The sequence below is a fragment of the Mycobacterium sp. IDUB_24 genome, assembly GCF_055419385.1.
Genome location: NZ_JBVAXO010000008.1, coordinates 1 through 26,486 on the forward strand (window position 1 = coordinate 1; position 26,486 = coordinate 26,486).

At 66.8% G+C, this 26,486-nt stretch carries 27 protein-coding genes; 18 read left to right on the forward strand and 9 right to left on the reverse strand.

Features of this window, described 5'->3' with window-relative positions:
• Positions 1–246 precede the first annotated feature (246 nt).
• Genes ACZYZF_RS24865 through recN form a run of 6 tightly spaced genes read left to right on the forward strand, consistent with a single transcriptional unit; the run spans position 247 to position 5,857 of the window.
• Positions 247–1,101: a tetratricopeptide repeat protein gene (locus tag ACZYZF_RS24865; protein ID WP_463747709.1), complete on the forward strand. Its 855-nt coding sequence runs from the start codon at positions 247–249 to the stop codon at positions 1,099–1,101.
• Position 1,102: 1 nt separating this feature from the next.
• On the forward strand, positions 1,103–2,119 hold the full coding sequence (locus ACZYZF_RS24870; RefSeq protein ID WP_463747710.1) for an HAD-IIA family hydrolase: 1,017 nt from the start codon (positions 1,103–1,105) through the stop codon (positions 2,117–2,119).
• A 28-nt stretch (positions 2,120–2,147) separates the two neighbouring features.
• Entirely contained in the window at positions 2,148–2,354 is a 207-nt protein-coding gene (locus ACZYZF_RS24875; RefSeq protein ID WP_463747711.1) for a hypothetical protein, read from the forward strand.
• Positions 2,355–2,360: 6 nt separating this feature from the next.
• Positions 2,361–3,170, forward strand: a complete 810-nt coding sequence (locus ACZYZF_RS24880) for a TlyA family RNA methyltransferase (protein WP_463747712.1) — start codon at positions 2,361–2,363, stop codon at positions 3,168–3,170.
• Complete coding sequence (locus tag ACZYZF_RS24885) at positions 3,167–4,090, forward strand: NAD kinase (protein WP_463747713.1); 924 nt, start codon at positions 3,167–3,169, stop codon at positions 4,088–4,090. The genes ACZYZF_RS24880 and ACZYZF_RS24885 overlap by 4 nt, the downstream gene beginning before the upstream one ends.
• A gap of 6 nt (positions 4,091–4,096) precedes the next feature.
• Positions 4,097–5,857: a DNA repair protein RecN gene (gene recN, locus ACZYZF_RS24890; protein WP_463747714.1), complete on the forward strand. Its 1,761-nt coding sequence runs from the start codon at positions 4,097–4,099 to the stop codon at positions 5,855–5,857.
• Here the strand turns inward: recN and ACZYZF_RS24895 are convergent.
• Positions 5,854–6,738, reverse strand: a complete 885-nt coding sequence (locus ACZYZF_RS24895; protein WP_463747715.1) for a pyridoxamine 5'-phosphate oxidase family protein — start codon at positions 6,736–6,738, stop codon at positions 5,854–5,856. The two genes, recN and ACZYZF_RS24895, sit on opposite strands and share 4 nt — an antisense overlap.
• A gap of 15 nt (positions 6,739–6,753) precedes the next feature.
• Entirely contained in the window at positions 6,754–7,215 is a 462-nt protein-coding gene (locus tag ACZYZF_RS24900) for a VOC family protein (protein WP_463747716.1), read from the reverse strand.
• A 143-nt stretch (positions 7,216–7,358) separates the two neighbouring features.
• On the opposite strand from ACZYZF_RS24900, the gene ACZYZF_RS24905 reads away from it, so the two are divergent.
• The 6 genes from ACZYZF_RS24905 to xerD all read left to right on the forward strand — a co-directional run bounded on the left by ACZYZF_RS24905 (position 7,359) and on the right by xerD (position 13,599).
• Positions 7,359–7,880 (forward strand): CGNR zinc finger domain-containing protein, encoded by a 522-nt coding sequence (locus ACZYZF_RS24905; RefSeq protein WP_463747717.1) that lies wholly within the window; start codon positions 7,359–7,361, stop codon positions 7,878–7,880.
• Between the two features lie 100 nt (positions 7,881–7,980).
• Positions 7,981–9,165 (forward strand): putative cytokinetic ring protein SteA, encoded by a 1,185-nt coding sequence (gene steA / locus ACZYZF_RS24910; protein WP_463747718.1) that lies wholly within the window; start codon positions 7,981–7,983, stop codon positions 9,163–9,165.
• 14 nt (positions 9,166–9,179) lie between these two features.
• Positions 9,180–10,121, forward strand: a complete 942-nt coding sequence (locus tag ACZYZF_RS24915) for a copper transporter (protein ID WP_463747719.1) — start codon at positions 9,180–9,182, stop codon at positions 10,119–10,121.
• A gap of 136 nt (positions 10,122–10,257) precedes the next feature.
• Positions 10,258–12,033, forward strand: coding sequence for a CTP synthase (locus tag ACZYZF_RS24920; protein WP_463747720.1), 1,776 nt, complete (start codon positions 10,258–10,260; stop codon positions 12,031–12,033).
• The gene (locus ACZYZF_RS24925) at positions 12,026–12,646 is read left to right on the forward strand and encodes an NUDIX domain-containing protein (RefSeq protein ID WP_463747721.1); all 621 of its coding nucleotides are present in this window, start codon (positions 12,026–12,028) and stop codon (positions 12,644–12,646) included. The genes ACZYZF_RS24920 and ACZYZF_RS24925 overlap by 8 nt, the downstream gene beginning before the upstream one ends.
• Entirely contained in the window at positions 12,643–13,599 is a 957-nt protein-coding gene (xerD, locus tag ACZYZF_RS24930; RefSeq protein WP_463747722.1) for a site-specific tyrosine recombinase XerD, read from the forward strand. The genes ACZYZF_RS24925 and xerD overlap by 4 nt, the downstream gene beginning before the upstream one ends.
• Here xerD and ACZYZF_RS24935 read toward each other — a convergent pair.
• The 7 genes from ACZYZF_RS24935 to ACZYZF_RS24965 are packed head-to-tail and all read right to left on the reverse strand — an operon-like array spanning position 13,596 to position 20,956.
• Complete coding sequence (locus tag ACZYZF_RS24935) at positions 13,596–14,345, reverse strand: O-methyltransferase (RefSeq protein ID WP_463747723.1); 750 nt, start codon at positions 14,343–14,345, stop codon at positions 13,596–13,598. The two genes, xerD and ACZYZF_RS24935, sit on opposite strands and share 4 nt — an antisense overlap.
• A gap of 54 nt (positions 14,346–14,399) precedes the next feature.
• Complete coding sequence (locus ACZYZF_RS24940; RefSeq protein WP_463747724.1) at positions 14,400–15,152, reverse strand: O-methyltransferase; 753 nt, start codon at positions 15,150–15,152, stop codon at positions 14,400–14,402.
• Entirely contained in the window at positions 15,149–16,501 is a 1,353-nt protein-coding gene (locus ACZYZF_RS24945) for a cytochrome P450 (RefSeq protein WP_463747725.1), read from the reverse strand. Before ACZYZF_RS24945 ends, ACZYZF_RS24940 begins: the two co-directional genes overlap by 4 nt.
• Before the next feature lie 34 nt (positions 16,502–16,535).
• A complete protein-coding gene (locus ACZYZF_RS24950; RefSeq protein WP_463747726.1) occupies positions 16,536–17,579 on the reverse strand; it encodes an aminotransferase class I/II-fold pyridoxal phosphate-dependent enzyme in 1,044 nt (347 codons plus the stop codon).
• Complete coding sequence (locus ACZYZF_RS24955; RefSeq protein ID WP_463747727.1) at positions 17,567–18,598, reverse strand: 3-oxoacyl-ACP synthase III family protein; 1,032 nt, start codon at positions 18,596–18,598, stop codon at positions 17,567–17,569. The genes ACZYZF_RS24950 and ACZYZF_RS24955 overlap by 13 nt, the downstream gene beginning before the upstream one ends.
• A gap of 8 nt (positions 18,599–18,606) precedes the next feature.
• Positions 18,607–19,272, reverse strand: coding sequence for an SRPBCC family protein (locus ACZYZF_RS24960; protein WP_463747728.1), 666 nt, complete (start codon positions 19,270–19,272; stop codon positions 18,607–18,609).
• Positions 19,253–20,956: a thiamine pyrophosphate-binding protein gene (locus ACZYZF_RS24965; protein WP_463747729.1), complete on the reverse strand. Its 1,704-nt coding sequence runs from the start codon at positions 20,954–20,956 to the stop codon at positions 19,253–19,255. The genes ACZYZF_RS24960 and ACZYZF_RS24965 overlap by 20 nt, the downstream gene beginning before the upstream one ends.
• 183 nt (positions 20,957–21,139) lie before the next feature.
• Between ACZYZF_RS24965 and ACZYZF_RS24970 the strand changes: the two genes are divergently transcribed.
• From ACZYZF_RS24970 to der, 6 genes are read left to right on the forward strand one after another with little or no spacing between them, the layout of a single operon-like run.
• Positions 21,140–22,024: a ParA family protein gene (locus ACZYZF_RS24970; RefSeq protein WP_463747730.1), complete on the forward strand. Its 885-nt coding sequence runs from the start codon at positions 21,140–21,142 to the stop codon at positions 22,022–22,024.
• Positions 22,021–22,899, forward strand: coding sequence for a segregation/condensation protein A (locus ACZYZF_RS24975; protein ID WP_463747731.1), 879 nt, complete (start codon positions 22,021–22,023; stop codon positions 22,897–22,899). Before ACZYZF_RS24970 ends, ACZYZF_RS24975 begins: the two co-directional genes overlap by 4 nt.
• 8 nt (positions 22,900–22,907) lie before the next feature.
• Positions 22,908–23,645, forward strand: a complete 738-nt coding sequence (gene scpB, locus ACZYZF_RS24980) for an SMC-Scp complex subunit ScpB (protein WP_463747732.1) — start codon at positions 22,908–22,910, stop codon at positions 23,643–23,645.
• 1 nt (position 23,646) lies between these two features.
• Positions 23,647–24,387 (forward strand): pseudouridine synthase, encoded by a 741-nt coding sequence (locus ACZYZF_RS24985; protein ID WP_463747733.1) that lies wholly within the window; start codon positions 23,647–23,649, stop codon positions 24,385–24,387.
• The gene (gene cmk, locus ACZYZF_RS24990; RefSeq protein ID WP_463747734.1) at positions 24,384–25,070 is read left to right on the forward strand and encodes a (d)CMP kinase; all 687 of its coding nucleotides are present in this window, start codon (positions 24,384–24,386) and stop codon (positions 25,068–25,070) included. The genes ACZYZF_RS24985 and cmk overlap by 4 nt, the downstream gene beginning before the upstream one ends.
• On the forward strand, positions 25,067–26,482 hold the full coding sequence (gene der / locus ACZYZF_RS24995; protein WP_463747735.1) for a ribosome biogenesis GTPase Der: 1,416 nt from the start codon (positions 25,067–25,069) through the stop codon (positions 26,480–26,482). Before cmk ends, der begins: the two co-directional genes overlap by 4 nt.
• The last annotated feature ends 4 nt before the right edge of the window (positions 26,483–26,486 follow it).

Below are 26,486 nucleotides of genomic sequence, written 5' to 3' on the forward strand. Positions count from 1 at the left end.
CGGAAGCTAAGCCTGCCAGCGCCGATGATACTACCCTGTCGGGTGGAAAAGTAGGACACCGCCGAACACAAATTAAGAATCGCCCCCCACGTTTTACGTGGGGGGCGATTCGTTTTTAATTATCGATTTCACAGTCGAATTCAGTTGATATTCGAGCGATTACTCGCTGCGTCGGCGCTCACATAATTATGTCGGCCGTGGCTGCTGCCAGTATCCTTTGCGGGAAGGGCGGGTAGAAAGGCACACGTGGTCGGAGACAGACAGGGCGACGCAGAGCGGCGCCCGCGGCGTGCATCGAACGACCGCGCATCGGGCAACAGTTCAGGCCCTCGCCGGCACTACGACCAGCGCGGGAGGGATCAACGTGCCGGCGCACCCCGGGCCTCCGGGCCGGGCCGGGCGCGGTCGGCGCAGCCCACCGAGGATGGCGAACCGAGGAACGACGGCCCGAAATTGCCGGTCGACGTCGAGGCGAAAGAGCTCGCTCCCGATGTGCGTCGGGAGCTGATCACGCTGGACAAGACGACCGCCGATTTCGTGGCCCGCCATCTCGTGATGGCCGGCAAGCTGCTGGATGAGGATCCCGAGACGGCGCTGGCCCACGCTCGTGCCGCCCGCAACCGGGCCGGGCGGATCGCGGTGGTGCGTGAGGCGGTCGGTATCGCGGCGTATTACAGCGGCGACTGGGCCCAGGCGCTCGCCGAGTTGCGTGCGGCGCGGCGCATGGGCAGCAAGTCGGCCCTGCTGGCGATGATCGCCGATTGCGAGCGCGGTGTCGGCCGGCCCGAACGGGCGCTGGAACTGGCGCGCAGTGACGAGGCTGTCGCGCTCACCGGCGAGGACGCCGACGAGCTTCGGATCGTCACGGCTGGTGCGCGTTCCGACCTCGGGCAGTTCGAGCAGGCGTTGGCGATTCTGTCGTCCCCGCCCCTGGACCCGACCAAAGTGGGACCGACCTCGGCCCGGCTGTTCTACGCATACGCCGACACACTGCTGGCACTTGGGCGTGGCGACGAGGCCCTGCAATGGTTCGTCCACGCGGAGCAGGCTGATGTCGACGGAATCACCGACGCGGAAGACCGGATCACGGAGCTGTCCTGACGTGACCACGCTTGCACGGCAACATGATTGCCTGCTGCTCGACCTCGATGGCACGGTGTTTCGCGGGCACGAGCCCACCGCGGGTGCACTGGAGAGCTTGTCCGGGATCGACGCACGGGTGCTGTATGTCACCAACAATGCGTCGCGAGCGCCTGAACAGGTCGCCGAGCATCTGCGTGAACTCGGCTTCGCCGCCGAATCCGACGATGTGGTGACCAGCGCACAGAGTGCGGCGCACCTGTTGGCCGCCAATCTGCCGGCGGACTCAGCCGTTCTCGTCGTCGGGACGGATGCACTTGCCGGCGAGGTGAGCAACGCGGGGTTACGGCCGGTTCGGACGTTCGACGAGCACCCGGTCGCGGTCGTGCAGGGCCATTCGCCCACTACCGCATGGCCGGATCTGGCCGAGGCGGCACTCGCCATTCGTGCCGGTGCCCTGTGGGTGGCGGCCAACGTGGACCTGACGCTGCCGTCCGAGCGCGGGCTGCTACCGGGTAACGGCTCGATGGTGGCTGCATTGCGGGTGGCGACCGGCCAGGATCCACTGGTGGCCGGGAAGCCTCAACCGACTTTGATGAACGACGCGCTGAGCCGTGGGACGTTCGCGACTCCGCTGGTGGTGGGGGATCGGCTCGACACCGATATCGCCGGCGCCGTCGCGGCGGGGTTGCCGAGTCTCATGGTGCTCACCGGCGTCAGCACCGCAGTCGAGGCAGTGCGGGCGGTTCCTGCCGAGCGTCCCGGCTACCTGGCCGCGGATCTGCGGGGGCTGCATGACGACGCCGACGCCTTGCGCATCGCGGCGCAGCCGGCCTGGCGGATCGATGTGGACCGGGACACGGTGACCGCGCATGCCACCGGGGAGGATCCACGCGACGACCTGTCGGTGGTAAGGGCCACCGCGTATGCGGTCTGGAGTGCGGACCTGGACCACGCCGCGTTCACGGTGTCGGCCGGCGACGACACAGCCCGTCGAGCACTGCAACGTTGGTCCTTGCTGTCGGTGCCGGTCGATTAGTGCGCCATCGACTAGCGTGAGTGTTGCTATGAGTACCGATCCCGACGAACTGCGTGCCCAGGTCGCTGCGGTGCTGGCCGGTGTGCCGGATCCCGCGGTGGACCCCTCTGCACTCGAAGGCATGGACATCGACGTGGTGGCCTCGAGACTCGAGCAGGCCCACGATCTGCTGGTGGCGGCCCTTGAATCCGTCGACAGGGGGCAACCAAGCGGACCGCAGGCGACCGGAAGGTGAGCGTCGGTGGCGCGGCGCGCCCGCGTTGATGCCGAGCTGGTGCGGCGGGGTCTGGCCCGGTCACGCCAGCAGGCGGCGGAGATGATCGAGGCCGGGCGCGTGCGGATCGACGGCATGCCGGCCGCCAAAGCGGCCACGGCCGTGGCCCCGGACACCAACATCACGGTGATCGCGACCGCGGAACGGACCTGGGTCTCGCGTGGCGCGCACAAGCTGATCGGTGCGCTCGACGCGTTCGACGTCGCCGTTGAGGGTCGGCGCTGCCTTGATGCCGGGGCCTCCACCGGGGGCTTCACCGAGGTGCTGCTCGACCGCGGAGCCGCGGAGGTGGTGGCCGCCGATGTGGGCTATGGACAACTGGCCTGGCCGCTGCGGTCCGATGAACGGGTGCACGTGCTGGAGCGCACGAATGTGCGGGAGTTGACTGCCGAGGCGATCGGCGGGCCGGTGCAGCTGATCGTGGCCGACTTGTCGTTCATATCGCTGGCCACAGTTCTTCCCGCGCTGACGGCCTGCGCAGCTGCCGACGCCGATATCGTTCCGATGGTGAAACCACAGTTCGAGGTCGGCAAGGATCGGGTGGGCGCCGGCGGCGTGGTGTCCGATCCCGAGCTGCGCATCGACGCGGTGTGCACGGTCGCGCGCAAGGCGGCCACATTGCAGTGGCATGCTGTCGATGTGACGGCTAGCCCGCTCCCGGGGCCATCGGGCAATGTCGAGTACTTCCTGCACCTGCGTGCCCGGAGCGACCGTTCGCTGGACGGCGAAGCGCTCGAGCAGGCAGTGCGGCAGGCGGTCGAGGAGGGGCCGCAATGACGGCTGAACGCACGATCCTGCTGGTGGTGCACACCGGCCGGGACGAGGCGACCGAAGTTGCCCGTCGGGTGGAAAAGGTGCTCGGCGACAACGGCATTGGTCTGAAGGTGCTCTCGGCGGAGGCTGTGGACCGCGGCCCGTTGCACCTGGCGCCCGACGACATGCGGGCCCTCGGCGTGGACATCGAGGTGGTCGACGCAGAGGAGCGGGCCGCCGAAGGGTGCGAACTTGTGCTGGTGCTCGGCGGGGACGGCACGTTCCTGCGGGCCGCGGAGTTGGCACGCAACGTCGAGATCCCGGTGCTGGGAGTCAATCTGGGCCGGATCGGATTCTTGGCCGAAGCCGAGGCCGAGGCGATCGACCACGTGCTCGAGCGCGTCATCGGGCGTGATTACCGCATCGAGGAACGGATGACCCTGGACATCGCGGTCCGGGTGGGTACCGATGTGGTGGACCGGGGTTGGGCGCTCAACGAGGCCAGCCTGGAGAAGGGACCCCGGCTCGGGGTGCTCGGTGTGGTGGTGGAGGTGGACGGCCGGCCGGTGTCGGCGTTCGGCTGTGACGGGGTGCTGGTGTCGACCCCCACGGGATCCACTGCCTATGCGTTCTCGGCGGGCGGCCCGGTGCTGTGGCCGGACCTGGAGGCGATTCTGGTGGTGCCCAACAATGCTCACGCACTGTTTGCCCGTCCGATGGTCACGAGTCCGCTGGCCAGTATCGCGGTTGAGATCGAGGCGAGCGGCAACGATGCCCTGGTGTTCTGTGACGGTCGCCGCGAGATGGTGGTACCGGCCGGAGGCCGGCTGGAAGTGACCCGCTGTGGAACGCCGCTGAAGTGGGTGCGGCTGGACTCGGCACCGTTCACCGATCGGTTGGTACGCAAGTTCCGGCTGCCGGTCACCGGATGGCGAGGGCAGTAGATACCTGTGCTGTCGGAGATTCGTATCGAGTCATTGGGCGCGATCAGTGCTGCCACCGCGGAGTTCGATCGCGGGTTGACCGTTCTTACCGGTGAAACCGGCACCGGTAAGACGATGGTGGTGACCAGCCTGCATCTGCTCGGCGGGGCGCGGGCGGACGCGACCAGGGTCCGTTCGGGCTCTGACCGGGCTGTGGTGGAAGGCCGGTTCAGCACAATCGAACTCGGTGAGGACGTGTCCGGGAGGGTCGAGCAGATCCTGGAATCCTCCGGCGCCGAGCGTGATGATGACGGCAGTGTGATCGCAGCTCGCTCGGTGAGCCGGGCCGGACCGTCTCGGGCATATCTGGGTGGCCGCAGCGTGCCGGCAAAATCGTTGAGCGGTTTCACCGCCCAGGTGCTGACGTTGCACGGCCAGAACGACCAGTTGCGGTTGATGCGGCCCGACGAGCAGCGGGCGGCACTCGACCGGTTCGCCGAGGTGGACAAGCCGCTGACGCGCTACCGGCGTATCCGCGACGAGTGGCTGGCAGCGCGTCGTGATTTGACCGATCGTCGACGGCGGGCCCGGGAACTGGCCCAGGAGGCCGACCGGCTCAGCTTCGGCATCCACGAGATCGATGCTGTCGCACCACTTCCCGGTGAGGATGAGGCGATCATCGCCGACATCCGTCGCCTTTCGGAACTCGACGCGCTGCGGGAGGCGGCGCAGACCGCCCGCTTCGCGTTGTCCGGCGAGCTGGACGAGCCCGCGGAGTCCACCTCCGCGGCCGACGGTGTGGGCCGGGCGCAAGCCGCGCTGGAATCCACCGATGACGCCGCGCTGCAGGCACTGGCGGTCCGTCTGGCCGAGGCGATGGCGGTGATCAATGACGTATCCGGCGAGCTCGGGGACTATCTCTCCGAATTGCCCAGCGACGCCAGCACTTTGGAGACGAAACTGGCGCGTCAGGCCGAGCTGCGCACACTCACCCGCAAGTACGCCGCCGACGTCGACGGGGTGTTGGAGTGGTCGCGTGATGCCGCGGAGCGGTTGGCGCAGCTCGATGTGTCCGAGGAGAGTCTGGCTGTCCTCGACCGCAAGGTCGCCGAGCTGGAGGCGCAGTTGGCCACGGCGGCAGGCGAACTCACCAAGATCAGGTCCAAGGCGGCCAAGGGGCTGGCCAAAGCGGTGACCGCGGAACTTGCCGGCCTGGCGATGACCAATGCGGTGTTCACGATCGGTGTGGCGCCGATGCCGGCACGGGCCGATGATTCCGCGCCGGTGACTATGCCCGACGGAGAGCTGCTGCACGCCGGCCATGACGGCGTGGACGCGGTCGAGTTCGGGTTCACCGCCCACCGGGGCGCGGATGTGCTGCCGCTGGCCAAGAGCGCCTCCGGCGGTGAACTGTCGCGCGTCATGCTCGCTCTCGAGGTGGTGCTGTCGGTGTCGACGGCCGGCACCACGATGGTGTTCGACGAGGTCGACGCCGGCGTGGGCGGCCGGGCCGCGGTGCAGATCGGCCGGCGGCTGGCCCGGCTGGCCCGGACGCACCAGGTCATCGTGGTGACCCACCTGCCTCAGGTCGCGGCGTTCGCCGATGCCCACTTGCTGGTCGACAGCGGTAACGGCCGTGCCAAGTCCAGCGGTGTGCGGCGCATCGACGATGAGGACCGGGTTGCCGAATTGGCGCGCATGCTGGCCGGTCTGGGGGAGTCCGACAGCGGCCGGGCTCACGCCAGAGAGTTGCTCGAGGCCGCGCAGCAGGAGCGCAGCGCCCCCTAGCCCGGGTTGGCCGGCGACAACTCGGCGGAGCCCCATCGCAACGGGCTGATGTGTGTCAGCTCGACCACTTCGGAGACCGTGAAGTCGACCGCGCATTGTGTGCCGGCACCGGAATCGGCTTCATCCCAGTTGATTTCGGCGGTCCCGGTGAGTTGGATCGTTGATCCGGAAGACCAGTCGACCACCAACAATCCGCACCGCGGATCGGCGTCGATATTGCCCAGCGTCATGAACATCGAGTTTCCGCGATAGTCCGGCCAGCGCAGATGCCGGGGCGAGAGCACCTGCAGAAAACCGGGATTGCCACCGCGATGGGAGGCGTCGGCATTGCCCGCCGCATCCGCCGACCCGATGAAGAAGGCGTCGGCGCCGGCGACGAGCTGTTGCTGCCGGTCAGTCAGTGACTCGCCGCGGTGTACGTCGGGCACCTCCATCGTCGACCGCACCTCGGTGATATCCCTGCGCGAGATGTACTTCGGGCAGTTCGAAAACACCTGATCGACGTGGATCCGGAGGCCCTTCCCTGCTGGTTCGGCGGAGCCGTTGACCCGCATCCGGCGTCGGGTCCGCGGCTCGATGGCGATCATCCCGATCTGTTGACCGCTGCGCAGCAGATCGTGGAGAGGATCGCCCGGCCCGGGCAGCGCTTCCAGCAGGATCGTGCGTGGATCGTCGGCGTGGACGAAGCCGGGTGAGCCGGCGATCAAGCTGGTCCAGAGCCGGCCTCGGTCATCGGCTGCGGCGACCACGATCATCGGCTGTTCGGCGAGGAATGCCGCGGCGGCCTCTGGAACGTCGGTGCGGATCATCCGGCCGACGCGCGCGGCGATGGTCGACTGCCCCATCCGCCGCTGCACCGCCAACTCACCTGAGTGATACATGCTCACCTACTCGGCTCAGAAGAATCCGCAGGTGGGGGTCGCCCCATTTGGTGCAGGGGCCGTCTGCGCCCCATTCGGGGCGTACACCTCGAGCCGGGTTCCGTCCGGGTCGGTGAAGAAGATACCGCCGGATGTGGCGCCCTCTCCGTGCGCGACGACGCCGTCGTGCGCGAACTCGGTGCCAAGTGCTTTCAGGGCTGCTTCGACCGTCCGCACCTCATCGATGTCGGCTGCCTCGAACGACAAATGGTGCAGGCCCGGAGTGTCGGTGGAGAATCGGCCGTTGCTCTGCTGCCAGAGGGTCAGGCGCAGCGTCCCGCCGGCTCCCAGGAAGGCGTACCGGTGCTCGCCCTCGCCGTGGACGGCCAGCGGTTCGAAGCCGAGGGCGGTTCGGTAGAAGGCGACGGAGCGGTCGAGATCGGTGACGTTGATGCCGACGTGTCCGGTGGCGAGCTGGGGCGTGGTGGTCCCGGGCATGTAGTCCTCCTGAATGAATAACCGTTGAAGTTGTTTACACAGGTTAGAACTAGTGCAGGGCTGCCGTCAACCGCCTAATCAAATTTCATCGGTTAGTTCGGCGGGTGTCCATTGCTGTCGGTGGCGCGTGGTTACCCTCAGGTATGCGTGATCCGCGCCCGCATGTCGGCGAACCTCTTGCGCTGGATCTGCTGAACACCCGGTGGATGTCGGCGGACGGACCGCAGGACCTTCTCGCGGACGTCGAGGGGCTGCGGTGCTGGTTGCTGGCCAACGGACTGGATGACCGCTGCGAGGCTGACGAGAAGTCGCGGATTGCGCTGGTCGCGGCCCGCGAGGCGATCCTGCGGGCTCTGCAGGCAGGATCCGTCGACGAGGTGAATGAGGTGCTGGAACGCGGCCGGATCCGGCGCATCCTCACGGCCACGGGCCCCGCCGAGGCTGCCGAGGTACACCAACCCGAATGGTTGGCCGGCTGGCTGGCCGCCGTGGACCTGCTGCGGTTGCTGACCGAGGCGCCCGACCGCGTCAAGCAGTGTGCACATCCGCACTGCATCCTGTGGTTCCACGACACCTCCAAAAACGGGGCACGACGCTGGCATTCCATGGCCACCTGTGGCAACCGCGCGAAGGCGGCGCGGCACTATGCAGCGAAGCGCGATTGAGACCGATTGGCTGTTACTGATGTGACAGAAGCCAACTTGTGAGGCTGGTGTTACGGCGCGCCTCCGCCCTCTGACCGGCGATGCCCGACAGAATCGGCGCATGAAGATGTCCACGCTGCTCACTCGCAATGCCAGTACGCGTCCCGGAGTGACCGGCACTGCGCGAGTGGACCGCGACATCGATCGGCTGCTGCGTCGCGTCGGCCCCGGCGACATCGTCGTCCTCGACGCCCAGGATCTGGACCGGATCACGGCCGATGCGCTTGTCGAGGCCCAGATCGCCGGTGTCGTCAACGCCTCGCCGTCCATCTCGGGGCGTTATCCCAACCTCGGGCCCGAGGTGCTCGTCGCCAACGGTGTGGTGCTGATCGACGAGGCCGGGCCGGAGGTCTTCAGGAAGATCAAGGACGGGGCGCGGATCCGCCTGAACAACGGCGGCGTCTACTCAGGTGACCGACGCATCGCGGTCGGTACCGAGCGCAACGACCAAGAGATCCACGAGTTGATGCACGACGCCAAGAGTGGCCTCGTGGCGCACCTGGAGGCATTCGCGGGCAACACGATCGAGTTCATCCGCAGCGAGAGCCCGCTGCTCATCGACGGCATCGGAATCCCGAACATCGACGTGGACCTGCACCGTCGCCACGTGGTGATAGTCGCCGAGGAACCCGACGCAGCAGAGGACCTCAAGGCGCTCAAGCCCTTCATCAAGGAGTACCAGCCGGTGCTGGTCGGCGTCGGGGCCGGCGCGGATGTCCTGCGCAAGGCCGGATACCGGCCCGCCCTGATTGTCGGTGACCCGGACAAGATGAGCGTCGAGGTGTTGCGGTGTGGCGCCCAGGTGGTGCTGCCCGCCGACGCCGACGGCCACGCCGCCGGGCTGGAACGCATCCAGGATCTCGGTGTGGGTGCGATGACCTTCCCTGCCGCGGGATCGGCGGCTGACCTGGCGCTACTGCTGTGTGATCACCACGGTGCGTCACTGATCGTCACGGCCGGTCACACTGCCTCGATCGAGGAGTTCTTCGACCGCTCGCGCCAGCGCAGCAACCCGTCGACGTTCTTGACCCGGTTGAAGGTCGGGGAGAAGCTCGTCGACGCCAAGGCCGTGGCGACCCTGTACCGCAGCCGGGTGTCCGGCGGGGCGATCGCGCTGCTGGTCATGGCCATGCTGGTGGCCGTGGTCGTGGCGCTGTGGGTGTCTCGCGCCGATGGTGCGGTGTTCGACTTGGTCGTCGACTACTGGAACCGCTTCACGCTCTGGGTGCAGAGCCTGGTCAGCTGAGTGGGCGGTGAGCTGTGATCACGCTACGCGCGCATGCGATTTCGTTGGCGGCAGTGTTTCTGGCGCTGGCAATCGGGGTGGCCCTGGGTTCGGGACTGCTGTCGAACACGGTGCTGTCGGGTCTTCGGGACGACAAGTTGGACCTCCAGCACCAGATCGAGGCACTCAATGACGGCAAGAACGCGCTCAATGAAAAGCTGAATGCCGCAAGCGAATTCGATGCCCAGATGGCGCCGCGGATGGTACGCGACGCATTGAAGGACAAGACGGTGGTGGTGTTCCGCACGCCGGACGCCGCCGACGGCGATGTCGACGCGGTGACGCGTTTCGTCCGTGACGCGGGCGGCACCGTGACCGGGAAAGTGGCACTCACGAACGAGTTCGTCGAAGCGAATTCGGCGGACAAGCTGCTCTCGGTGGTCAACTCGCCGATCGTGCCGGCGGGAAAACAGCTGAGCACCGCGGCGGTGGACCAGGGGTCACAGGCCGGCGACCTGTTGGGGATCACCCTGCTGATCGACCGGAACCCGGCCGCGGCGCCCGTCGATGACATGCAGCGGCAGACCGTGCTCGCCGCGCTGCGCGACACCGGATTCCTCACCTATGACGATGCGCACATCGGCGCGGCCAACACGGCGCTGATCGTGACCGGCGGCGGGCTGGGGGAAGACGGCGGTAACCGCGGCGCGACCGTGGCCCGATTCGCCGCCGGCCTGGCTCCGCACGGCACGGGAACCGTGCTCACGGGTCGCTCCGGGTCCGCGTCTGGAACCGGACCCGTGGCGGTGACCAGGTCAGACGCCGGACTGGCGGCTGCGGTCGGCACGGTGGACGACGTCGATTCGAGCGCGGGCCAGATCACCGCGATCCTGGCGCTGAGCGACCTCGTGGGCGGCGGGAAGCCGGGCAGGTACGGGACCGGGCAGGGCGCGATGTCGGTGACCGTGCCGCAATAGGGGCGAGCCGGCCACCGATTTGCCGCAGGCGTACGCGGCGCGCCAGCGGCGGCTTGTCGGTGTCGGTGTTAAGGTGAGATTCCGTGGGTCGGCAGGCCACAGCAGTTTCTCGATCCCCTGCCCGTCGTCACGGAGGATGCTTTTGCCCGCCTTACGCAAGCACCCGCAAACCGCCACCAAACACCTCTTCGTCACCGGTGGCGTGGCGTCTTCACTCGGTAAGGGGTTGACGGCCTCGAGCCTCGGTCAGCTGCTGACCGCGCGGGGACTGCAGGTGACAATGCAGAAGCTCGACCCCTATCTGAACGTCGATCCCGGCACCATGAACCCGTTCCAGCACGGTGAGGTGTTCGTGACCGAGGACGGCGCCGAGACCGACCTCGATGTCGGCCATTACGAGCGGTTCCTGGACCGCGACCTGTCCCAGTCGGCCAACGTCACCACCGGTCAGGTCTACTCGTCGGTGATCGCCAAGGAACGTCGCGGCGAGTACCTCGGCGACACCGTGCAGGTGATTCCCCACATCACCGATGAGATCAAAAGCCGCATCCTGGCCATGGCGGAGCCTGACGCGACCGGTCACCGCCCCGACATCGTGATCACCGAGATCGGCGGCACGGTCGGCGACATCGAGTCGTTGCCGTTCCTGGAGGCCGCCCGTCAGGTGCGCCACGAGGTTGGCCGTGACAACTGCTTCTTCCTCCACGTGTCGCTGGTTCCGTACCTGGCCCCGTCCGGTGAGCTCAAGACCAAGCCCACCCAGCATTCGGTGGCCGCACTGCGCAGCATCGGCATCACCCCCGACGCGCTGATCCTGCGGTGTGACCGCGACGTGCCCGAGCCGCTCAAGAACAAGATCGCGCTGATGTGCGACGTCGACATCGACGGGGTGATCTCCACTCCGGACGCGCCGTCGATCTACGACATCCCCAAGGTGTTGCATCGCGAGGAACTCGACGCGTACGTGGTGCGCCGGCTCAACCTGCCGTTCCGCGACGTGGACTGGTCGGAGTGGGACGACTTGCTGCGCCGGGTGCACGAGCCGCACGAGACTGTGCGGATTGCCTTGGTGGGCAAGTACATCGACCTCTCGGACGCCTATCTGTCGGTGGCCGAGGCGCTACGCGCCGGCGGCTTCAAACACCGTGCCAAGGTGGAGATCCGGTGGGTGGCCTCCGATGACTGTGAGACCGAAGCCGGCGCGGCGGCTGCGCTCTCCGATGTCGACGGGGTGCTGATTCCCGGCGGGTTCGGCATTCGAGGTATCGAAGGCAAGCTCGGGGCGATCTCCTTCGCCCGCAAACGCAGCCTCCCGGTTCTCGGCCTGTGTCTGGGACTGCAGTGCATCGTGATCGAGGCAGCCCGGTCGGTCGGCATCGCCGGCGCCAACTCTGCCGAGTTCGATCCGTTGACCCCGGATCCGGTGATCTCCACGATGGCCGATCAGAAGGACGCCGTCGCCGGCGAGGCCGACCTGGGCGGCACCATGCGACTGGGTGCGTACCCCGCGGTGCTGGAGGCCGGATCCATCGTGTCGGAGGCCTACCAGGCCACCGAGGTGTCCGAACGGCACCGGCACCGCTTCGAGGTGAACAACGCCTACCGGGACCGGATCGCCGAGAGCGGGCTGCGGTTCAGCGGCACTTCACCGGACGGGCACCTGGTGGAGTTCGTGGAGTACGACTCCAAGATCCATCCGTTCCTGGTCGGAACGCAGGCTCACCCTGAGCTCAAGAGTCGCCCGACGCGGCCGCATCCGCTGTTCGCGGCATTCATCGGCGCAGCACTGGCCTACAAGGCCGAGGAGCGGTTGCCCGGGATGGAGCTTCCCGAACAGTTCGACGAGGCGGGCGGGGAAGTGGATGCCGGCGCGAGTCCGGCGGACGAAGCCGAAGCCGCTTCTCTTGGCTGAACACGACTTCGAGACCCGGGCCAGCGAAACCGTCTACGTCGGAAACATTTTCGCGCTGCGCGCGGACGAGGTCAGCATGCCCGGCGGCGGGTCGGCCCGGCGCGAGGTCGTCGAGCACTACGGTGCCGTCGCCGTGGTGGCTCTCGACGAGGACGGCAACGTGGTACTGGTGTACCAGTATCGCCACCCGCTGGGGCGTCGGCTCTGGGAACTGCCTGCCGGCCTCCTCGATCTGGGCGGGGAACCTCCGGAGGTGACGGCCGCGCGCGAACTGTCCGAAGAGGTCGGCCTTGCCGCCGCTCACTGGCGGGTGCTGGTGGACCTCGATTCGACGCCGGGGTTCTCCGACGAGAGCGTGCGGATCTTCCTGGCCACGGAGTTGACCGACATCGGCCGTCCCGAGGCCGAGCACGAGGAAGCTGACATGATCGTCGAGCGGGTGCCGCTCGGGGAGGCAGTGCGGCGGGTGTTCTCCGGCGACATCGTGAATGGCATTGCGGTGGCAGGCATTCTGGCCGCCCACGCGATGCCCGACGCGGAGGCGTTGAGACCGGTCGAATCGGTGTGGACCGACCGTCCGACGGCGTTCAGGCGGCGCAAAGGTCTGTCATGACAACACCGGCGCCCCTCCGATCGGCCCTCGACGACCAACTGCAGGGCTACCTCGATCACCTGACGATCGAGCGGGGCGTGGCGGCCAACACCTTGAGTTCGTACCGGCGCGACCTGCGCCGCTATGCCGAACACCTGACGCAGCGGGGCATCAGGGATTTGGCCCAGGTGGCCGAGACCGATGTCAGCGACTTCCTGATCGCCCTGCGTCGGGGCGATCCCGAATCGGGGGTGACCGCGCTGTCGGCGGTTTCGGCGGCCAGGGCCGTGGTCGCCGTCCGTGGACTGCACCGGTTCGCCACGGCCGAGGGCATCACCGAGCTCGATGTCGCCCGCGGGGTCAAACCACCCACCCCCAGCCGTCGGCTGCCCAAGAGCCTCACCCTCGACGAGGTGCTCGCGTTGCTCGAGGCCGCCGGCGGGGAGAGCGAAGCCGACGGCCCGCTGACGCTGCGTAACCGGGCACTGCTGGAACTGCTGTACTCCACCGGCGCGCGCATCTCCGAGGCCGTCGGACTCGACGTCGACGACATCGACACACATGCGCGTTCGGTGCTGCTGCGAGGCAAGGGCGGCAAGCAGCGGCTCGTACCCATCGGCCGCCCGGCGGTCACTGCGCTCGACGCGTACCTGGTGCGGGGGCGTCCGGATCTGGCCCGCCGGGGCCGGGGCACCCCCGGAATCTTCCTCAACGCCCGCGGCGGCCGGCTGTCCCGTCAGAGTGCCTGGCAGGTGTTGCAGGATGCGGCTGCGCGGGCCGGCATCGCGTCGGCGGTCTCACCGCACACCTTGCGGCATTCGTTCGCGACGCACCTGCTCGACGGTGGCGCCGATGTGCGTGTCGTGCAGGAACTGCTGGGCCACGCTTCGGTGACCACCACGCAGATCTACACCATGGTCACCGTGCACACCCTGCGCGAGGTCTGGGCGGGTGCGCACCCGCGGGCGCGTTAACCCAGGTACTCCGACTCCAGCACCAGATCGGGCAGCAGCGTCTGATATTCGGCATGGGTCTTGTGATGGGTGGTGTTCCAGAGCGAGCTCTGATGCGCGCTCATGTAGGCCAGGTACTTCGGCGCCCCCGGCAACTTCACGTTGTCGGCGACCACGATCGAGCCCGGATGCAGCCAGTCGCGGTCCAGCAGGCTCTGCAGGTCGGACAGATAGGCGTTCTTGTCGTGATCGAGGAACACGAAATCCAGTGCGCCCGGGCTGAATCCGGCCGCCGCGAGCGTGTCCAGCGTGCGGCCGCCGTCGCCGATGGTCCCGACCACGCACGTGATGCGGTCGGCAACCCCCGCGTGGGCCCAGATGCGCCGGGCGATCTCGGCGTTGGTGGCGGAGAACTCGACCGAGAACACCCGGGCAGTCGGCGCGGCACGGGCGATGCGCATCGCCCCGTAACCGCAGTAGGTACCAAGCTCGAGGGCCAGTCGCGGGTTCGCCCGGACCACTGCCGCGTCGAGCAGCGCGCCCTTCTCGTCGCCGACGTTGATCAGGAACGACTTCTCGTAGGCGAACTTGTCGATGGTGGCGATGACATCGTCGAGGTCGCCGGCGCGGGCATTGGCCACCACATAATCGGCGGCCGCGGCCTCTCGGCCGTCGCCCCATTGCCCGGTGCGGGCGAAGTGTCTGGCGCCGATTCCCATCCGGATGAACGACCACCGCAACAACGGCAGCCGCTGTTTGAGACTCATGACGGACAGCCTAGGACGGCAGATGCCGGCAGGTCAGGGTTCCTTCGGCGTGTGTCAGCCGAGGAGATCGGATTCCAGCACCAAATCGGGAAAGACGGACCCGTACTCGCCATGCGTCTTGTGCTCGACGGTCCGCCATCTCGCACCCTGCTGCTCGCGCATGTAGGCGCGGTACTTCGGGGCGCCGGGGAGCTTCACGTTGTCGGCCACCACGATCGTGCCCCTGTGTAGCCAGCCGCGGTCAAGGATGCTCTGGAGATCGGATAGGTAGGCGTTCTTGTCATGGTCGAGAAAGACGAGATCGACTGAGCCGGTGCCGAACTCGTATTCATCCGCCAGCGTCTCGAGAGTGCGGCCACCATCGCCGATGGTCCCGACCACGCAGGTAACCCTGTCATCGACGCCCGCGTGTTCCCAGATGCGTCGGGCGTTTTCGGCGTTGTCGGGCGACAGTTCGATCGAGTACACGCGGGCTGTCGGTGCTGCCCTGGCGATCCGAAGTGCCCCGTAGCCGCAGTAGGTTCCGAGTTCGAGTGCCACCGCGGGCGCAGCGCGGCGTACCGCGGCGTCGAGCAGCTCGCCTTTCTCGTCGCCGACGTTGATCAGGAACGACTCGGTGTAGGCGTATCGGTCGATGGCGGCCAGAACGTCGTCGATGTCGCCCTGGCGAGCATTCGCGAGCACGTACCGCACCGCCGCGGCTTCCCGTCCGTCGCCGATCTGTCCGGTTCTCGTGATGTTTCGACTGCCCAACGCCAGTCGCCAGAAGGACCATCGCAGCAGCGGCACGCGTTGCTTCAAACTCATGATTCCCAGCCTCGTTTCGTATCGGGTGGTGGCGGTAGCTTGCGGACGACGTGCAACCTGATGGGCCGGTTCGGTACCGCGGCGACGCCGCGGGGAATCGACCGTGGCTGTTTGCGCATTCGATCGCCGTCCGGCCGCTTCAGTTCGACCCGGCTGAGTAATGTGCCCAGAACGATCGACAGCTCCAGCGAAGCGAAAGCTGCTCCAGGACAACGCCGGTGCCCGTAGCCGAACGGCGAGTACTCAGCAGGAGGTGGCTTACGCTCCAGAAAACGGTTGGGATCGAACCGGCGTGGGTCCGGCCAGACGGCCGGATCGGCATGCAGCGCCGGCAGTGACACGCCGATCACGTCGCCCGCAGCCCTCGGGATCTGCCAGGCCTGAATGGCCGACTTCAGCTGGCGCACCACGATCGACACCGTCGGATGCATCCGGAGCGTCTCCGAGATGACGGCGCCGAGGTAGGGCAGTTTGGGCATGTCCTCGGGAGGTGGATTGCCCGCCAGCTCGGCAAGTAGCCTGCCACGGACGACGTCGTCATCGTGGATGTGAAACAGGGCCCACGCGACGGTGGTCGCCGATGTCTCGTGTCCGGATACCAGCAGCGTCCGGAGTTGTTGCAGCACCTTGTCATCGCTGCGATTGCCGGCCCGGTCATCGCACAGTAGGACGCTGAGGACGTCGTCGTAGCCGGCGGTGCCCGTCCGTCGTCGCAGAGCGATCTGCTCGGACAGCAGACCGTCAAGCTCCGCACGCCGCCGCGAGAAACGTCGCCAAGGACCGAGGCCGAACGGGGCGCGGCGCAGCGCGGGGAAGAACATGAACGGCGCGACGTAGTTGCGCATCATCGACTTGACGGTGCGGACGAATTGGTCGGTGCGCACGCGGTCCTCGATGCCGAAGACGGTCCGGATGATGATGCGCAGTGTTATCGACTGCGCCGCGTCCCGAGCGTCGATCGATATGCCTGGCCGCCAGGACTCGATCTCTTCCTCGGCTGCCCGCGCCATCGCATCGGCATAACGGCGAATGCGTTCACCGTGCAACGCGGGCAGAAACCGGGCCCGTTCCCGCTTGTGGGGCATTCCGTCGAGCAGGATTATCGATCCTTCGCCGACCACCGGCTCGATCGGATTGGGCATCGGTGGAGTCAGTACCGATGACGGAATGGTGAGGAATTCGCGGACGTGTTCGGAGCGGGTGGCGAAGAGCACCTCGCCGAGGCCCGGTATGGCCATGCCGAAGGGGCATCCGCGACGAGACCGCCTGCGGAAGTAGGCTTCAGCGTCGTACCAGGCGGCGACGGCGTGGGCGAACCGCATTCGCGGGGTGATCCCGGACTTTGCCATGTGACTCCTTCGTACCCGGGGTGGCATCGCCTCGTCACACACCCGCGGCGACCGACTTGCCGATGGCAGCCAGCACCGCGATGGTCGACGGGCGGCCGGCGACAGTGATTCGCACTCCACCGTCGCTGTAGGAGCGCACCTGCAGTCCGGTTCCCTCGAATGCCTCGCGCCACGGTTTGCCGGCCGGAGGCAGGTAGACGAAATTTGCATGCGAATCAGTGCTGGCCACACCGAGGTCGCTGAGTCGGGCGCGTAGATAAGCCCGCTCCGCAGTGATGAAGCGGATACGTTCCTGCAGTTGGTCTTCGGCGGCATAGGACGCCGCGACCGCGGCCAGGCTGGTGAAGGTGGAGCCGAACGGCAATTGCATCGCCCACAGTGCCTGCGCCGACCGTGGTGAGGAGATGCCGTAACCGGTGCGCATGCCGGCCAGTCCGTACGCCTTCGAGAAGGTGCGCACCACGATGACGTTGGCGTGCCGGCGGACCAACTCCCGGCAATCGAGACGGTACGCGGGATGCACGAATTCGATGTAGGCCTCATCGACTACTACCACGACGTCGGACGGCACCCGGTTCAGGAATCGCTGCACTTGTCCGGCGGTTTCGACGGTACCGGTGGGGTTGTGGGGCCGGCAGATCACGACCACGCGGGCATCGGTGGCTTCCTCGGCCATGGCGTCGAGATCTTGATGTCCATGTCGATCGAGCGGCACCGTAACCGGCGTCAGTCGCGCCATCTGGGCAAAGATGGGATACCCGTCGAACGTCGGAGTGGCCAGGACGATCCGGTCACCCGGTGAAGTCACCGTATGCAGGACTTGCATCATCACGCCCGTCGCTCCGGCAGCGACGATCACCTGTTCGTCGAGCACGCCGACGTGTGTGGCGATGAGGCGCCGAAGCTGTTCGGGCAGGAACTCGGGATAGCGGTTGGCCGACGCGGTGGCCTCGACGATGGCCGCGTGCACGGCAGGCAGTGGCGCGAAAGGATTTTCGTTGAGCGACAGTGCCAACGGGTTGTCCGATATTGGCACGACCTCGTGTGGGCGGGCGGTGATCTGCGTCAGCGGTTGCACGTCAGCCTGCCGCCCCAGCGGACCGCGGCCGCAGCGGCGAAGTCGCCGGCGTGGGCAAAGGCCGCCATCAATACGGTGTCACCGGCGCTCACCTGACCGTTCTGGATGGCACGGTCGAGGTTGACCGGGATGCCTGCGGCGAAGAGGTTGCCGCATTCGTCGAAGGTGTGGACATGCCGGTCGCTCGGCAATTCAAGCGCCTCGCTCCAGTTGCGGAGGAACACCCGGTTGGGCTGATTTGTGACCAGTAGGTCGATGTCTTTGGGGTGCATGCCGATTCGGTCGCACACCGCATAGGAGACCTCCGGCACTTGGCGGTTTCCCCGAGCCAGTACTTTGGTGATCTTGGATTCGGTGAAGCCGATGTACCCTTCGCCGGGGCCCGGCTGCCACCATTTGCGGGGCGGGTCGACCGCGATGGCCATGTCGCCGGCATACTCACCGTAAGTGCGGCATTCGACGTCGAGGATCGGCGATTTGTCCGAGATCGTCAGCAACCCGACTGCTGCGCCGTCGCCCGGCACGGCGGCCTGCGCCTTACGTCGCACCCCTGGTTGGTCGAACACCTGGCCGGCCGCATTCTGCGCGACCGCGACCAGCGCAGTGCTTCCTGCTCCCGACGACAACAGCCGGCGGGCGGTCTGCATGCCCAGTACGAACGCGGCGCACCCGCCATTGTGCAGATCGAGAACCCAGTCCGGGCGCATGCCAAGCCGGTGCGCGATGCCCCCGCCGGAGCCGTAGAACGGTATGTCGGGCATCTGGGTGTGGGTGATGAGCACGTCCACGTTCGCGACGACGTCCTGCCCGTGCCGTTCGATGAGACCCGTTGTGGCGCGTTCGATCATGTCGATCGCCGTTTCGTCCGGGGCGACGTGATGGCGGAATTTCGGTGCCCGGAACATGAGGTTGTCACGCAGTTCATCGGATTCGGCGAACTGGGCGTAGTACTCGGCGCTGATGGGTTCGCCGGGCAGATAGGTGGAGACGTCGACCAGGCTGACAGTGGTTTGGCTCATCGTTGGTCTCATTTCATCCAGGCCGGTGTCACGGGTAGTCCATTGCGGTGGCGGTATTCGGCGATCGCCTTGAGGTTTTTGAGTTCCAGGAGATGGCCCGCTCCGAACATGTCCCAGAAGTCACCAACCCACACCGGCCGTTCGGGTGGGGCAGTCTCGGGGTAGGGGTTGTTGTCATAGAACGGGTGATGGCAATTGGTCCACAGCACAACGGAACCCGGTTTGTTCAAAACCGTCTGTGCATCGACGACCCGCATGAGATAGACCATCCAAAGGTGCTTGCCCTGATCCCAGGCACAGTGGTAGTCGACGGTCATAGCCTGTTTGTTCGCCGTTGTGCGAGTGAAGATCTCAGTCTCGGTCCCCAAGCGGTCATACGCCGCCCACAGGCCGGCCTCATCGGTCGGCCGGAATCCCCGCAGGCTGTAAGTCCATTCCTCGAGGCAACGCGTGTCCGACAGGTAATCGAACAGATCCTCAGGCGGGCAATCGATGTAGTCGTTGATGGTGCAGTATTCGCCGAACACCAGGTCGTGTGGGTACACGGACCGCATCATCTCCATGATGATCGGAGTGGCGTTCTCCCGCGGCGATGTTTCGATCCGGACGATGCCGTCGATGGCCGTGGTGGTTCCGGAGTGAAGGGCGATGTCCTCAAGCGCGGGCAGCGACATATGACTGATCCTTCTGTGCGATCGAAATGGATTGGGCTGGAGCTAAAAAGGGCGCAAATGGCGGAATCTCGTCGGCCGAGCACTCGATGCTCACGACCGATGGGCCCTCGGCGGCCAGAGCGCGTGCGAGTGCCTGTGGAAGGTGCTCTTTCGCGTCGACATCCTCAGCCGTCAGACCGGGAAACATCGACGCCACACCCTGGCCGAGACGGCTGGCGGTGAATCGGTTGTAGCTGTAGCGGTCTTGGTAAAAAAGCTGCTCGCGGGTGACACACATCGCGTGGGCGTTGTTGTTGAACAGCACGAAGGTGATCGGCAACCGGTATTGCACAGCGGTGTGTATCTCCATGCCGTGCATGAAGAAGGCGCCGTCACCGGCGATGACAACGGTGCGCCGTTTCTTCCGGGCGAAGGCCATGCCGATGGCAGCGCCGAAGCTGTAACCCATCCCACCCATGCCGAGCGCGACGACGAACCGTCCCGACTGGCGTGCGGGCAGATGGTGAATCGCCGAGGCTCCGGTGTTACCGGCGTCGACAACGACATCGGCGTCGTCGGGCAGCGCCTCGTCGAGCAGCTTCATCGCATCCCGGTAGCGCACACCGGCTCCGTCAGACGGCGGAGGGGCCAGCTCGGCCCGAACCGGGGCGGGAATCTGTTGTCGGTGCGGGTCCGATTTTGCTCGTACGGCGCGGGTCACCTGCGCCAGCGATGCCCTCAGGTCGTCGGTATGGACATGGCGGCATGGCCGATACGGCACCGCCGACCCGATGGAGAAAGTCGGGACCGTCGCCAGTGCCTCGTCGAGCCCGGCGCCGGCGGTCAGTGGCAGCCTCGTCCCGATCAGAAGACACATGGCACTGGCCGTGACCGCCTCGGCCACACCGCGATGGCCCATGACACCCGTCACGCCCAGGTCGGCGGCGGATACGTCCTTGGCGTCGGGCACCGTGGCCACGCGTGCGCCCGTGGCCAGGCGTAGTTCTTCGAGTTCGACGCGGGCGTCGTCACGGGCGATTTGCTCGCCGGCGATGATCGTGACGGGCCCGCCGAGAGCCACGAGTGCTTCGGCGATGGCATGGGGTTCGGCGGGCGACTGACGTCCGCCGATCTGCTTGACGTGCGCAGCAGCGAGCCTGCTCTGTTGGACATCTTTGGGGATGAGCAGCACGGCGGGCCCCCCGGTTCGCGCCGCTTCGACGGCCCGCGGCAGCTCGACGGCGAGCTCGTCGGGGCTGAGCACGCGCGAGCAGTGCACCGACACCTCGCTGAACAAGGCTTTGGCGTTGAGCGAGCCGTTGCGCCCGCTGGTGTCTTGAAAGCTGCCGCGTCCGTCCTGCGTGCTGGGCGGCTGACCGACCACGGCCAGAACCGGAACCCGGCTGGCGAGCGACTCGCCCAGTCCGGGGATCAGGTTGAGGCTCGCACCGCCGGACGTTGCGGCGACCACGCCGAGCCCGGCGCTTGCTCGGCTGTACCCATCGGCCATGGTGGCTGCCGAGAACTCATGCTTGGCCAGTACGGCGGTGATCCCGGTATGGAAGTACGCGGCGTCATAGAGGTCTTCGATGTTGGCGCCGCCGACGCCGAACAGATGGCGAACACCCACATGTGCGAGGTAGTCGACGATGAAGTCGACGACTCGGACAGCGGAGGAGTAATCCGGCACCCACGGTTTGTCCACAACGGTAGTTCGGAGCCGAGGGCCGGGCGGATGGGTTTGATTGTCGACTGTGGAAGTTTTGCTGTCGCCAGAGGGCAAAACTGCGGGCTGCCCGCGGGTCTGCCCGTCCTGGCAGGGTGACGACGTTAAACTTGCCGGGATGTGCGCGAATACTGCGGGATGCCTGACCAGCGGTGGTCGGGTATGAACGACGACAGCGCACACGACGGCCTCTTTGAACACAGCTCACCCGAACTCGGCCTGACCGGCCGGCCACCGCGAGACATCCCCGAGCCGCCGGCCCGTTCGACACATGGCCCGGCCAAGGTCATCGCGATGTGCAATCAGAAGGGCGGGGTCGGCAAGACCACCTCGACCATCAACCTGGGTGCCAGCCTGGCCGAGTACGGCCGTCGAGTGCTGCTGGTCGACCTGGATCCGCAGGGCGCACTGTCGGCGGGTCTCGGGGTGCCGCACTACGAGCTCGAGCACACCGTGCACAACCTGCTGATCGAGCCGCGGGTGTCGATCGACGACGTGGTGATCAAGACCCGGGTCAGCGGCATGGACCTCGTGCCCAGCAACATCGACCTGTCGGCCGCCGAGATCCAGCTGGTCAACGAGGTGGGCCGCGAACAGTCCCTGGCCCGTGCCCTCTACCCGGTGCTCGACCGCTACGACTACGTGCTGATCGACTGCCAGCCGTCGCTGGGTCTGCTCACGGTCAACGGGCTGGCCTGTGCCGACGGTGTGATCATCCCCACCGAATGTGAGTACTTCTCGCTGCGCGGGCTGGCGCTGCTGACCGACACCGTGGACAAGGTCCACGACCGGCTCAACCCGAAACTGTCCATCAGCGGCATCCTCGTCACCCGCTACGACCCGCGCACGGTCAACGCGCGCGAGGTCATGGCTCGCGTAGTGGAGCGCTTCGGCGACCTCGTGTTCGACACCGTGATCACCCGGACAGTCCGTTTCCCGGAGACCAGCGTGGCAGGCGAGCCGATCACCACCTGGGCGCCCAAATCGGGCGGTGCCATCGCGTACCGATCGCTGGCACGCGAAGTCATCGACCGGTTCGGCGCGTGAACGATGTCCTGAACACCCCGGCCACTCCGACCGCCGATCATGTCGAACCAGCTGCCGCGGTCGGGCCCGAGCCGGCCGAGGGGGATCAGCAGAACCGCTTCAAGGTTCGGCTCACCAACTTCGAGGGGCCGTTCGACCTGCTGTTGCAGCTGATCTTCGCGCACCGCCTTGATGTCACCGAGGTGGCATTGCACCAGGTCACCGATGATTTCATCGCGTACACCAAGGAGATCGGCGCCCGGCTCGAACTCGACGAGACCACGACGTTCCTGGTGATCGCGGCCACGCTGCTGGATTTGAAGGCGGCCCGGCTGCTGCCGTCGGGTGAGGTACACGACGAAGAAGACCTCGCCCTGCTCGAGGTCCGCGACCTCCTGTTCGCACGACTGTTGCAGTACCGGGCGTTCAAACACGTCGCGTTGATGTTCGCCGAACTGGAGGCCGCGGCGCTGCGCAGCTATCCGCGTGCGGTGTCGCTGGAGGACCGCTTCTCCGACCTGCTGCCCGAGGTGATGCTCGGCGTCGACGCCGGCAAATTCGCCGAGATCGCGGCTGCCGCCTTCACGCCACGCCCGGTGCCCACAGTCGGCATCGACCACATCCATGCACCCAAGGTGTCGGTGCCCGAACAGGCACACCGGATCATCGCCCTGCTCGAACAGCGCGGGGTCGGCCAATGGGCAACTTTCTCCGAACTCGTGGCAGAGTGCACCGACGGACTCCAGATCGTCGGCCGCTTCCTGGCGCTGCTCGAACTGTTCCGGGCCAGAGCGGTAATATTCGAGCAACCAGAAGCGCTTGGAGTGCTCCAGGTTTCGTGGACCGGAGATCGGCCGACCAGCGAACATCTGGCAACCGCTGATGCGGAAGAATAGCGAGAACAATGACTGACGAGATCTCCGATTCCGGAGAGCGGTCCGATGATGCCCCGGGTGATGTGTTCCCGGTCGGAGATGACCTGGGCATCGATGTGGCGACGGTTCCCGAGCTCGAAGACGGTGAACTGGGTGCCGTCCTCGAAGCGTTGTTGCTGGTGGTGGACACGCCGGTGACAGTGGATGCGCTGGCCTCGGCGACCGATCAGCCTGCCTACCGGGTGATGGCCAAGTTGCGTCTGATGGCTGATGAGCTCGCCGCGCGGGACAGCGGCATCGACCTGCGCGAGGCCGCAGGTGGCTGGCGGATGTACACCCGGGCGCGCTACGCCCCATACGTCGAGCGGCTCCTTCTTGACGGCGCGCGGACCAAACTGACCCGGGCGGCCCTGGAGACCCTGGCCGTGGTGGCCTACCGCCAGCCGGTGACCCGGGCGCGGGTGAGCGCAGTGCGCGGCGTCAACGTGGACGCGGTGATCCGGACCCTGGTGGCGCGCGGTCTGATCACCGAGGCGGGCACCGACTCGGATTCGGGTGCAGTGACGTTCGCCACCACCGAGCTGTTCCTGGAACGGCTGGGCCTGTCCTCGCTGACCGACCTGCCCGATATCGCGCCGCTGCTGCCCGATGTCGACGTGATCGACGATCTGAGCGAATCTCTCGGTGACGAGCCGCGTTTCGCCAAACTCAACGGTGGCTCATCCGGCAGCAATCAGCCGCTGGCCTTCGACGTGGACAAGGACTGACATGGCTGAAGAAGGCGTACGACTGCAGAAAGTGCTGTCGCAAGCGGGAATTGCCTCCCGCCGCGTGGCCGAGCGGATGATCACCGACGGCCGGGTCGAGGTCGACGGCAGATTGGTGACCGAGCTCGGCACCCGTGTCGATCCGGCGGTCGCGGAGATCCGGGTGGACGGCTCACGGGTGGTCATCGATGACACGCTGGTCTACCTGGCGATCAACAAGCCGATCGGCATGCTGTCCACGATGTCCGACGAGAAAGGCCGCCCCTGCGTCGGCGATCTGGTCGAACACCGGGTTCGGGGCAACAAGAAGCTCTTTCACGTCGGCCGGCTCGACGCCGACACCGAGGGGCTGCTGCTGCTGACCAATGACGGGGAGCTCGCCCACCGGCTGATGCACCCGTCGTACGAGATCCCCAAGACCTATGTGGCGACCGTGGTCGGAACGGTGCCGCGCGGACTCGGCAAGAAGCTGCGCGGCGGTGTCGAACTCGACGACGGTCCGGCGCGCGTCGACGACTTCGCGGTGGTGGACACGGTTCCCGGCAAGACCTTGGTGCGGGTCACCCTGCACGAGGGTCGTAACCGCATCGTGCGGCGCATGCTGGCCGCAGTGGATTTCCCGGTGCAGGAGCTGGTCCGCACCGACATCGGTTCGGTGGCGCTGGGGGACCAGCGGCCGGGCAGTATCAGGGCGCTCAGCCGCAAGGAAATCGGCGAGCTTTATCAGGCGGTGGGAATGTGAGCGGATCTCTGGTGGTGGCGGTCGATGGACCGGCCGGGACCGGAAAGTCTTCGGTTTCAAGAGGTTTGGCGCAAGCCCTGGGTGCGAGCTACCTGGATACCGGCGCGATGTACCGCATCGTCACGCTGGCAGTGCTGCGCGCCGGGGCCGACCTGGACGATGCCGCGGCGATCGACGCGGTGGCCTCAGGTGCGGTGATCGGTGTGGGTTCGGATCCCGGTGAGGACCGCGCGTTCCTGGCCGGCGAAGACGTCTCAGACGAGATTCGCGGTGACGAGGTGACCCGCGCGGTCTCCGCGGTCTCTGCGGTCCCGACGGTGCGGGCCCGGCTGGTCGACCTGCAGCGCGAGTTGGCGTCTGCGGGGGGACGTGTGGTGGTCGAGGGCCGCGACATCGGAACCGTCGTACTGCCCAAGGCCGACGTCAAGATCTTCCTGACCGCCTCGGCCGAGGAGCGGGCCCGGCGTCGCAACGCCCAGAACATCGCGAGTGGTCTGCCCGACGACTATGCGACGGTGCTTGCCGATGTGCAGCGGCGCGACCACCTGGATTCCACAAGGGCCGTCTCCCCGCTGCGGGCGGCCGAGGATGCGGTGGTGGTCGACACCAGCGATATGGACCAAACACAGGTCGTGGCACACCTTCTCGACCTGGTGACCCAGCATGCGGGGGTGCGCCGATGAGCTCCGACGGTGACGGAACCTGGTCGGACGAGAGCGACTGGGAGTTCAGCGACGAGGTCGCCGAGGTTCTCGAGGAGGCCGCCGCGCCGCCTCCGGTGCTGGCCGTCGTCGGCCGGCCCAATGTCGGGAAATCCACTCTGGTGAACCGGATTCTGGGGCGTCGCGAAGCCGTCGTGCAGGACATTCCCGGGGTGACCCGCGACCGGGTGTCCTATGACGCGAACTGGCTCGGGCGCCGCTTCATGGTGCAGGACACCGGAGGATGGGAACCCGACGCCAAGGGTCTGCAGCAGTTGGTGGCCGACCAAGCGCTGGTGGCGATGCGCACTGCCGACGCGATCATCCTGGTGGTCGATGCAGTCGTGGGCGCAACATCGGCCGACGAGGCGGCGGCCCGGATGCTGCGAAAGTCGGGCAAGCCGGTTTTCTTGGCGGCCAACAAAGTCGACACGCAGCGCGGTGAGTCCGATGCCACGGCACTGTGGTCGCTGGGTATCGGCGAGCCGCACCCGATCAGCGCAATGCACGGCCGGGGCGTGGCCGATCTGCTGGACGTGGTGATGGAAAAGCTCCCGACCGTCTCGGAGGTGGCCGGCGCCGGTGGCGGCGGCCCACGCCGGGTGGCGCTCGTGGGCAAGCCGAACGTCGGCAAGAGCTCACTGCTGAACCGGCTGGCCGGTGACGAGCGTTCGGTGGTGCACGACGTCGCGGGCACCACGGTTGATCCCGTCGACTCGCTGATCGAATTGGGCGGTAAGACTTGGCGTTTCGTCGACACTGCGGGTCTGCGCCGCAAGGTCGGGCAGGCCAGCGGTCACGAGTTCTACGCCTCGGTGCGCACCCATGGCGCGATCGACGCTGCCGAAGTCGCGATCATGCTGATCGATGCCTCCCAGCCGCTGACCGAGCAGGATCTGCGGGTGCTGTCGATGGTGATCGAGGCCGGGCGTGCACTGGTCGTCGCGTTCAACAAATGGGATCTGGTCGACGAGGACCGGCGCTACCTGCTGGACAAAGAGATCGACCGTGAACTGGCACAGGTGCAGTGGGCGCCGCGGGTCAACATCTCGGCCATGACCGGCCGGGCGGTGCAGAAGCTGGTGCCGGCGCTGGAGGCGTCACTGGCGTCCTGGGACAAGCGGATCTCGACCGGCCAGCTCAACAACTTCCTCAAAGAGATCGTGGCAGCGACGCCACCGCCGGTGCGCGGCGGCAAGCAGCCCAAGATCCTGTTCGCCACTCAGGCAGCCACCCGGCCGCCGACCTTCGTGCTGTTCACCTCGGGGTTCCTGGAGGCCGGCTACCGGCGGTTCCTGGAGCGCCGTCTGCGTGAGCAGTTCGGTTTCGACGGCAGCCCGGTGCGGATCAACGTCCGGGTCCGCGAGAAGCGCGGAGCACCCAAGAGGCGCTAGCCGA

Bases quoted from the DNA above. Each gene is read 5' to 3' on its own strand.
- ACZYZF_RS24875 (WP_463747711.1), top strand. From the start codon at position 2,148: ATGAGTACCGATCCCGACGAACTGCGTGCCCAGGTCGCTGCGGTGCTG.
- ACZYZF_RS24885 (WP_463747713.1), top strand. From the start codon at position 3,167: ATGACGGCTGAACGCACGATCCTGCTGGTGGTGCACACCGGCCGGGAC.
- ACZYZF_RS24895 (WP_463747715.1), bottom strand. From the start codon at position 6,738: ATGTATCACTCAGGTGAGTTGGCGGTGCAGCGGCGGATGGGGCAGTCG.
- ACZYZF_RS24900 (WP_463747716.1), bottom strand. From the start codon at position 7,215: ATGCCCGGGACCACCACGCCCCAGCTCGCCACCGGACACGTCGGCATC.
- ACZYZF_RS24905 (WP_463747717.1), top strand. From the start codon at position 7,359: ATGCGTGATCCGCGCCCGCATGTCGGCGAACCTCTTGCGCTGGATCTG.
- steA (WP_463747718.1), top strand. From the start codon at position 7,981: ATGAAGATGTCCACGCTGCTCACTCGCAATGCCAGTACGCGTCCCGGA.
- ACZYZF_RS24920 (WP_463747720.1), top strand. From the start codon at position 10,258: ATGCTTTTGCCCGCCTTACGCAAGCACCCGCAAACCGCCACCAAACAC.
- xerD (WP_463747722.1), top strand. From the start codon at position 12,643: ATGACAACACCGGCGCCCCTCCGATCGGCCCTCGACGACCAACTGCAG.
- ACZYZF_RS24935 (WP_463747723.1), bottom strand. From the start codon at position 14,345: ATGAGTCTCAAACAGCGGCTGCCGTTGTTGCGGTGGTCGTTCATCCGG.
- ACZYZF_RS24940 (WP_463747724.1), bottom strand. From the start codon at position 15,152: ATGAGTTTGAAGCAACGCGTGCCGCTGCTGCGATGGTCCTTCTGGCGA.
- ACZYZF_RS24945 (WP_463747725.1), bottom strand. From the start codon at position 16,501: ATGGCAAAGTCCGGGATCACCCCGCGAATGCGGTTCGCCCACGCCGTC.
- ACZYZF_RS24955 (WP_463747727.1), bottom strand. From the start codon at position 18,598: ATGAGCCAAACCACTGTCAGCCTGGTCGACGTCTCCACCTATCTGCCC.
- ACZYZF_RS24960 (WP_463747728.1), bottom strand. From the start codon at position 19,272: ATGTCGCTGCCCGCGCTTGAGGACATCGCCCTTCACTCCGGAACCACC.
- ACZYZF_RS24970 (WP_463747730.1), top strand. From the start codon at position 21,140: ATGAACGACGACAGCGCACACGACGGCCTCTTTGAACACAGCTCACCC.
- scpB (WP_463747732.1), top strand. From the start codon at position 22,908: ATGACTGACGAGATCTCCGATTCCGGAGAGCGGTCCGATGATGCCCCG.
- ACZYZF_RS24985 (WP_463747733.1), top strand. From the start codon at position 23,647: ATGGCTGAAGAAGGCGTACGACTGCAGAAAGTGCTGTCGCAAGCGGGA.
- der (WP_463747735.1), top strand. From the start codon at position 25,067: ATGAGCTCCGACGGTGACGGAACCTGGTCGGACGAGAGCGACTGGGAG.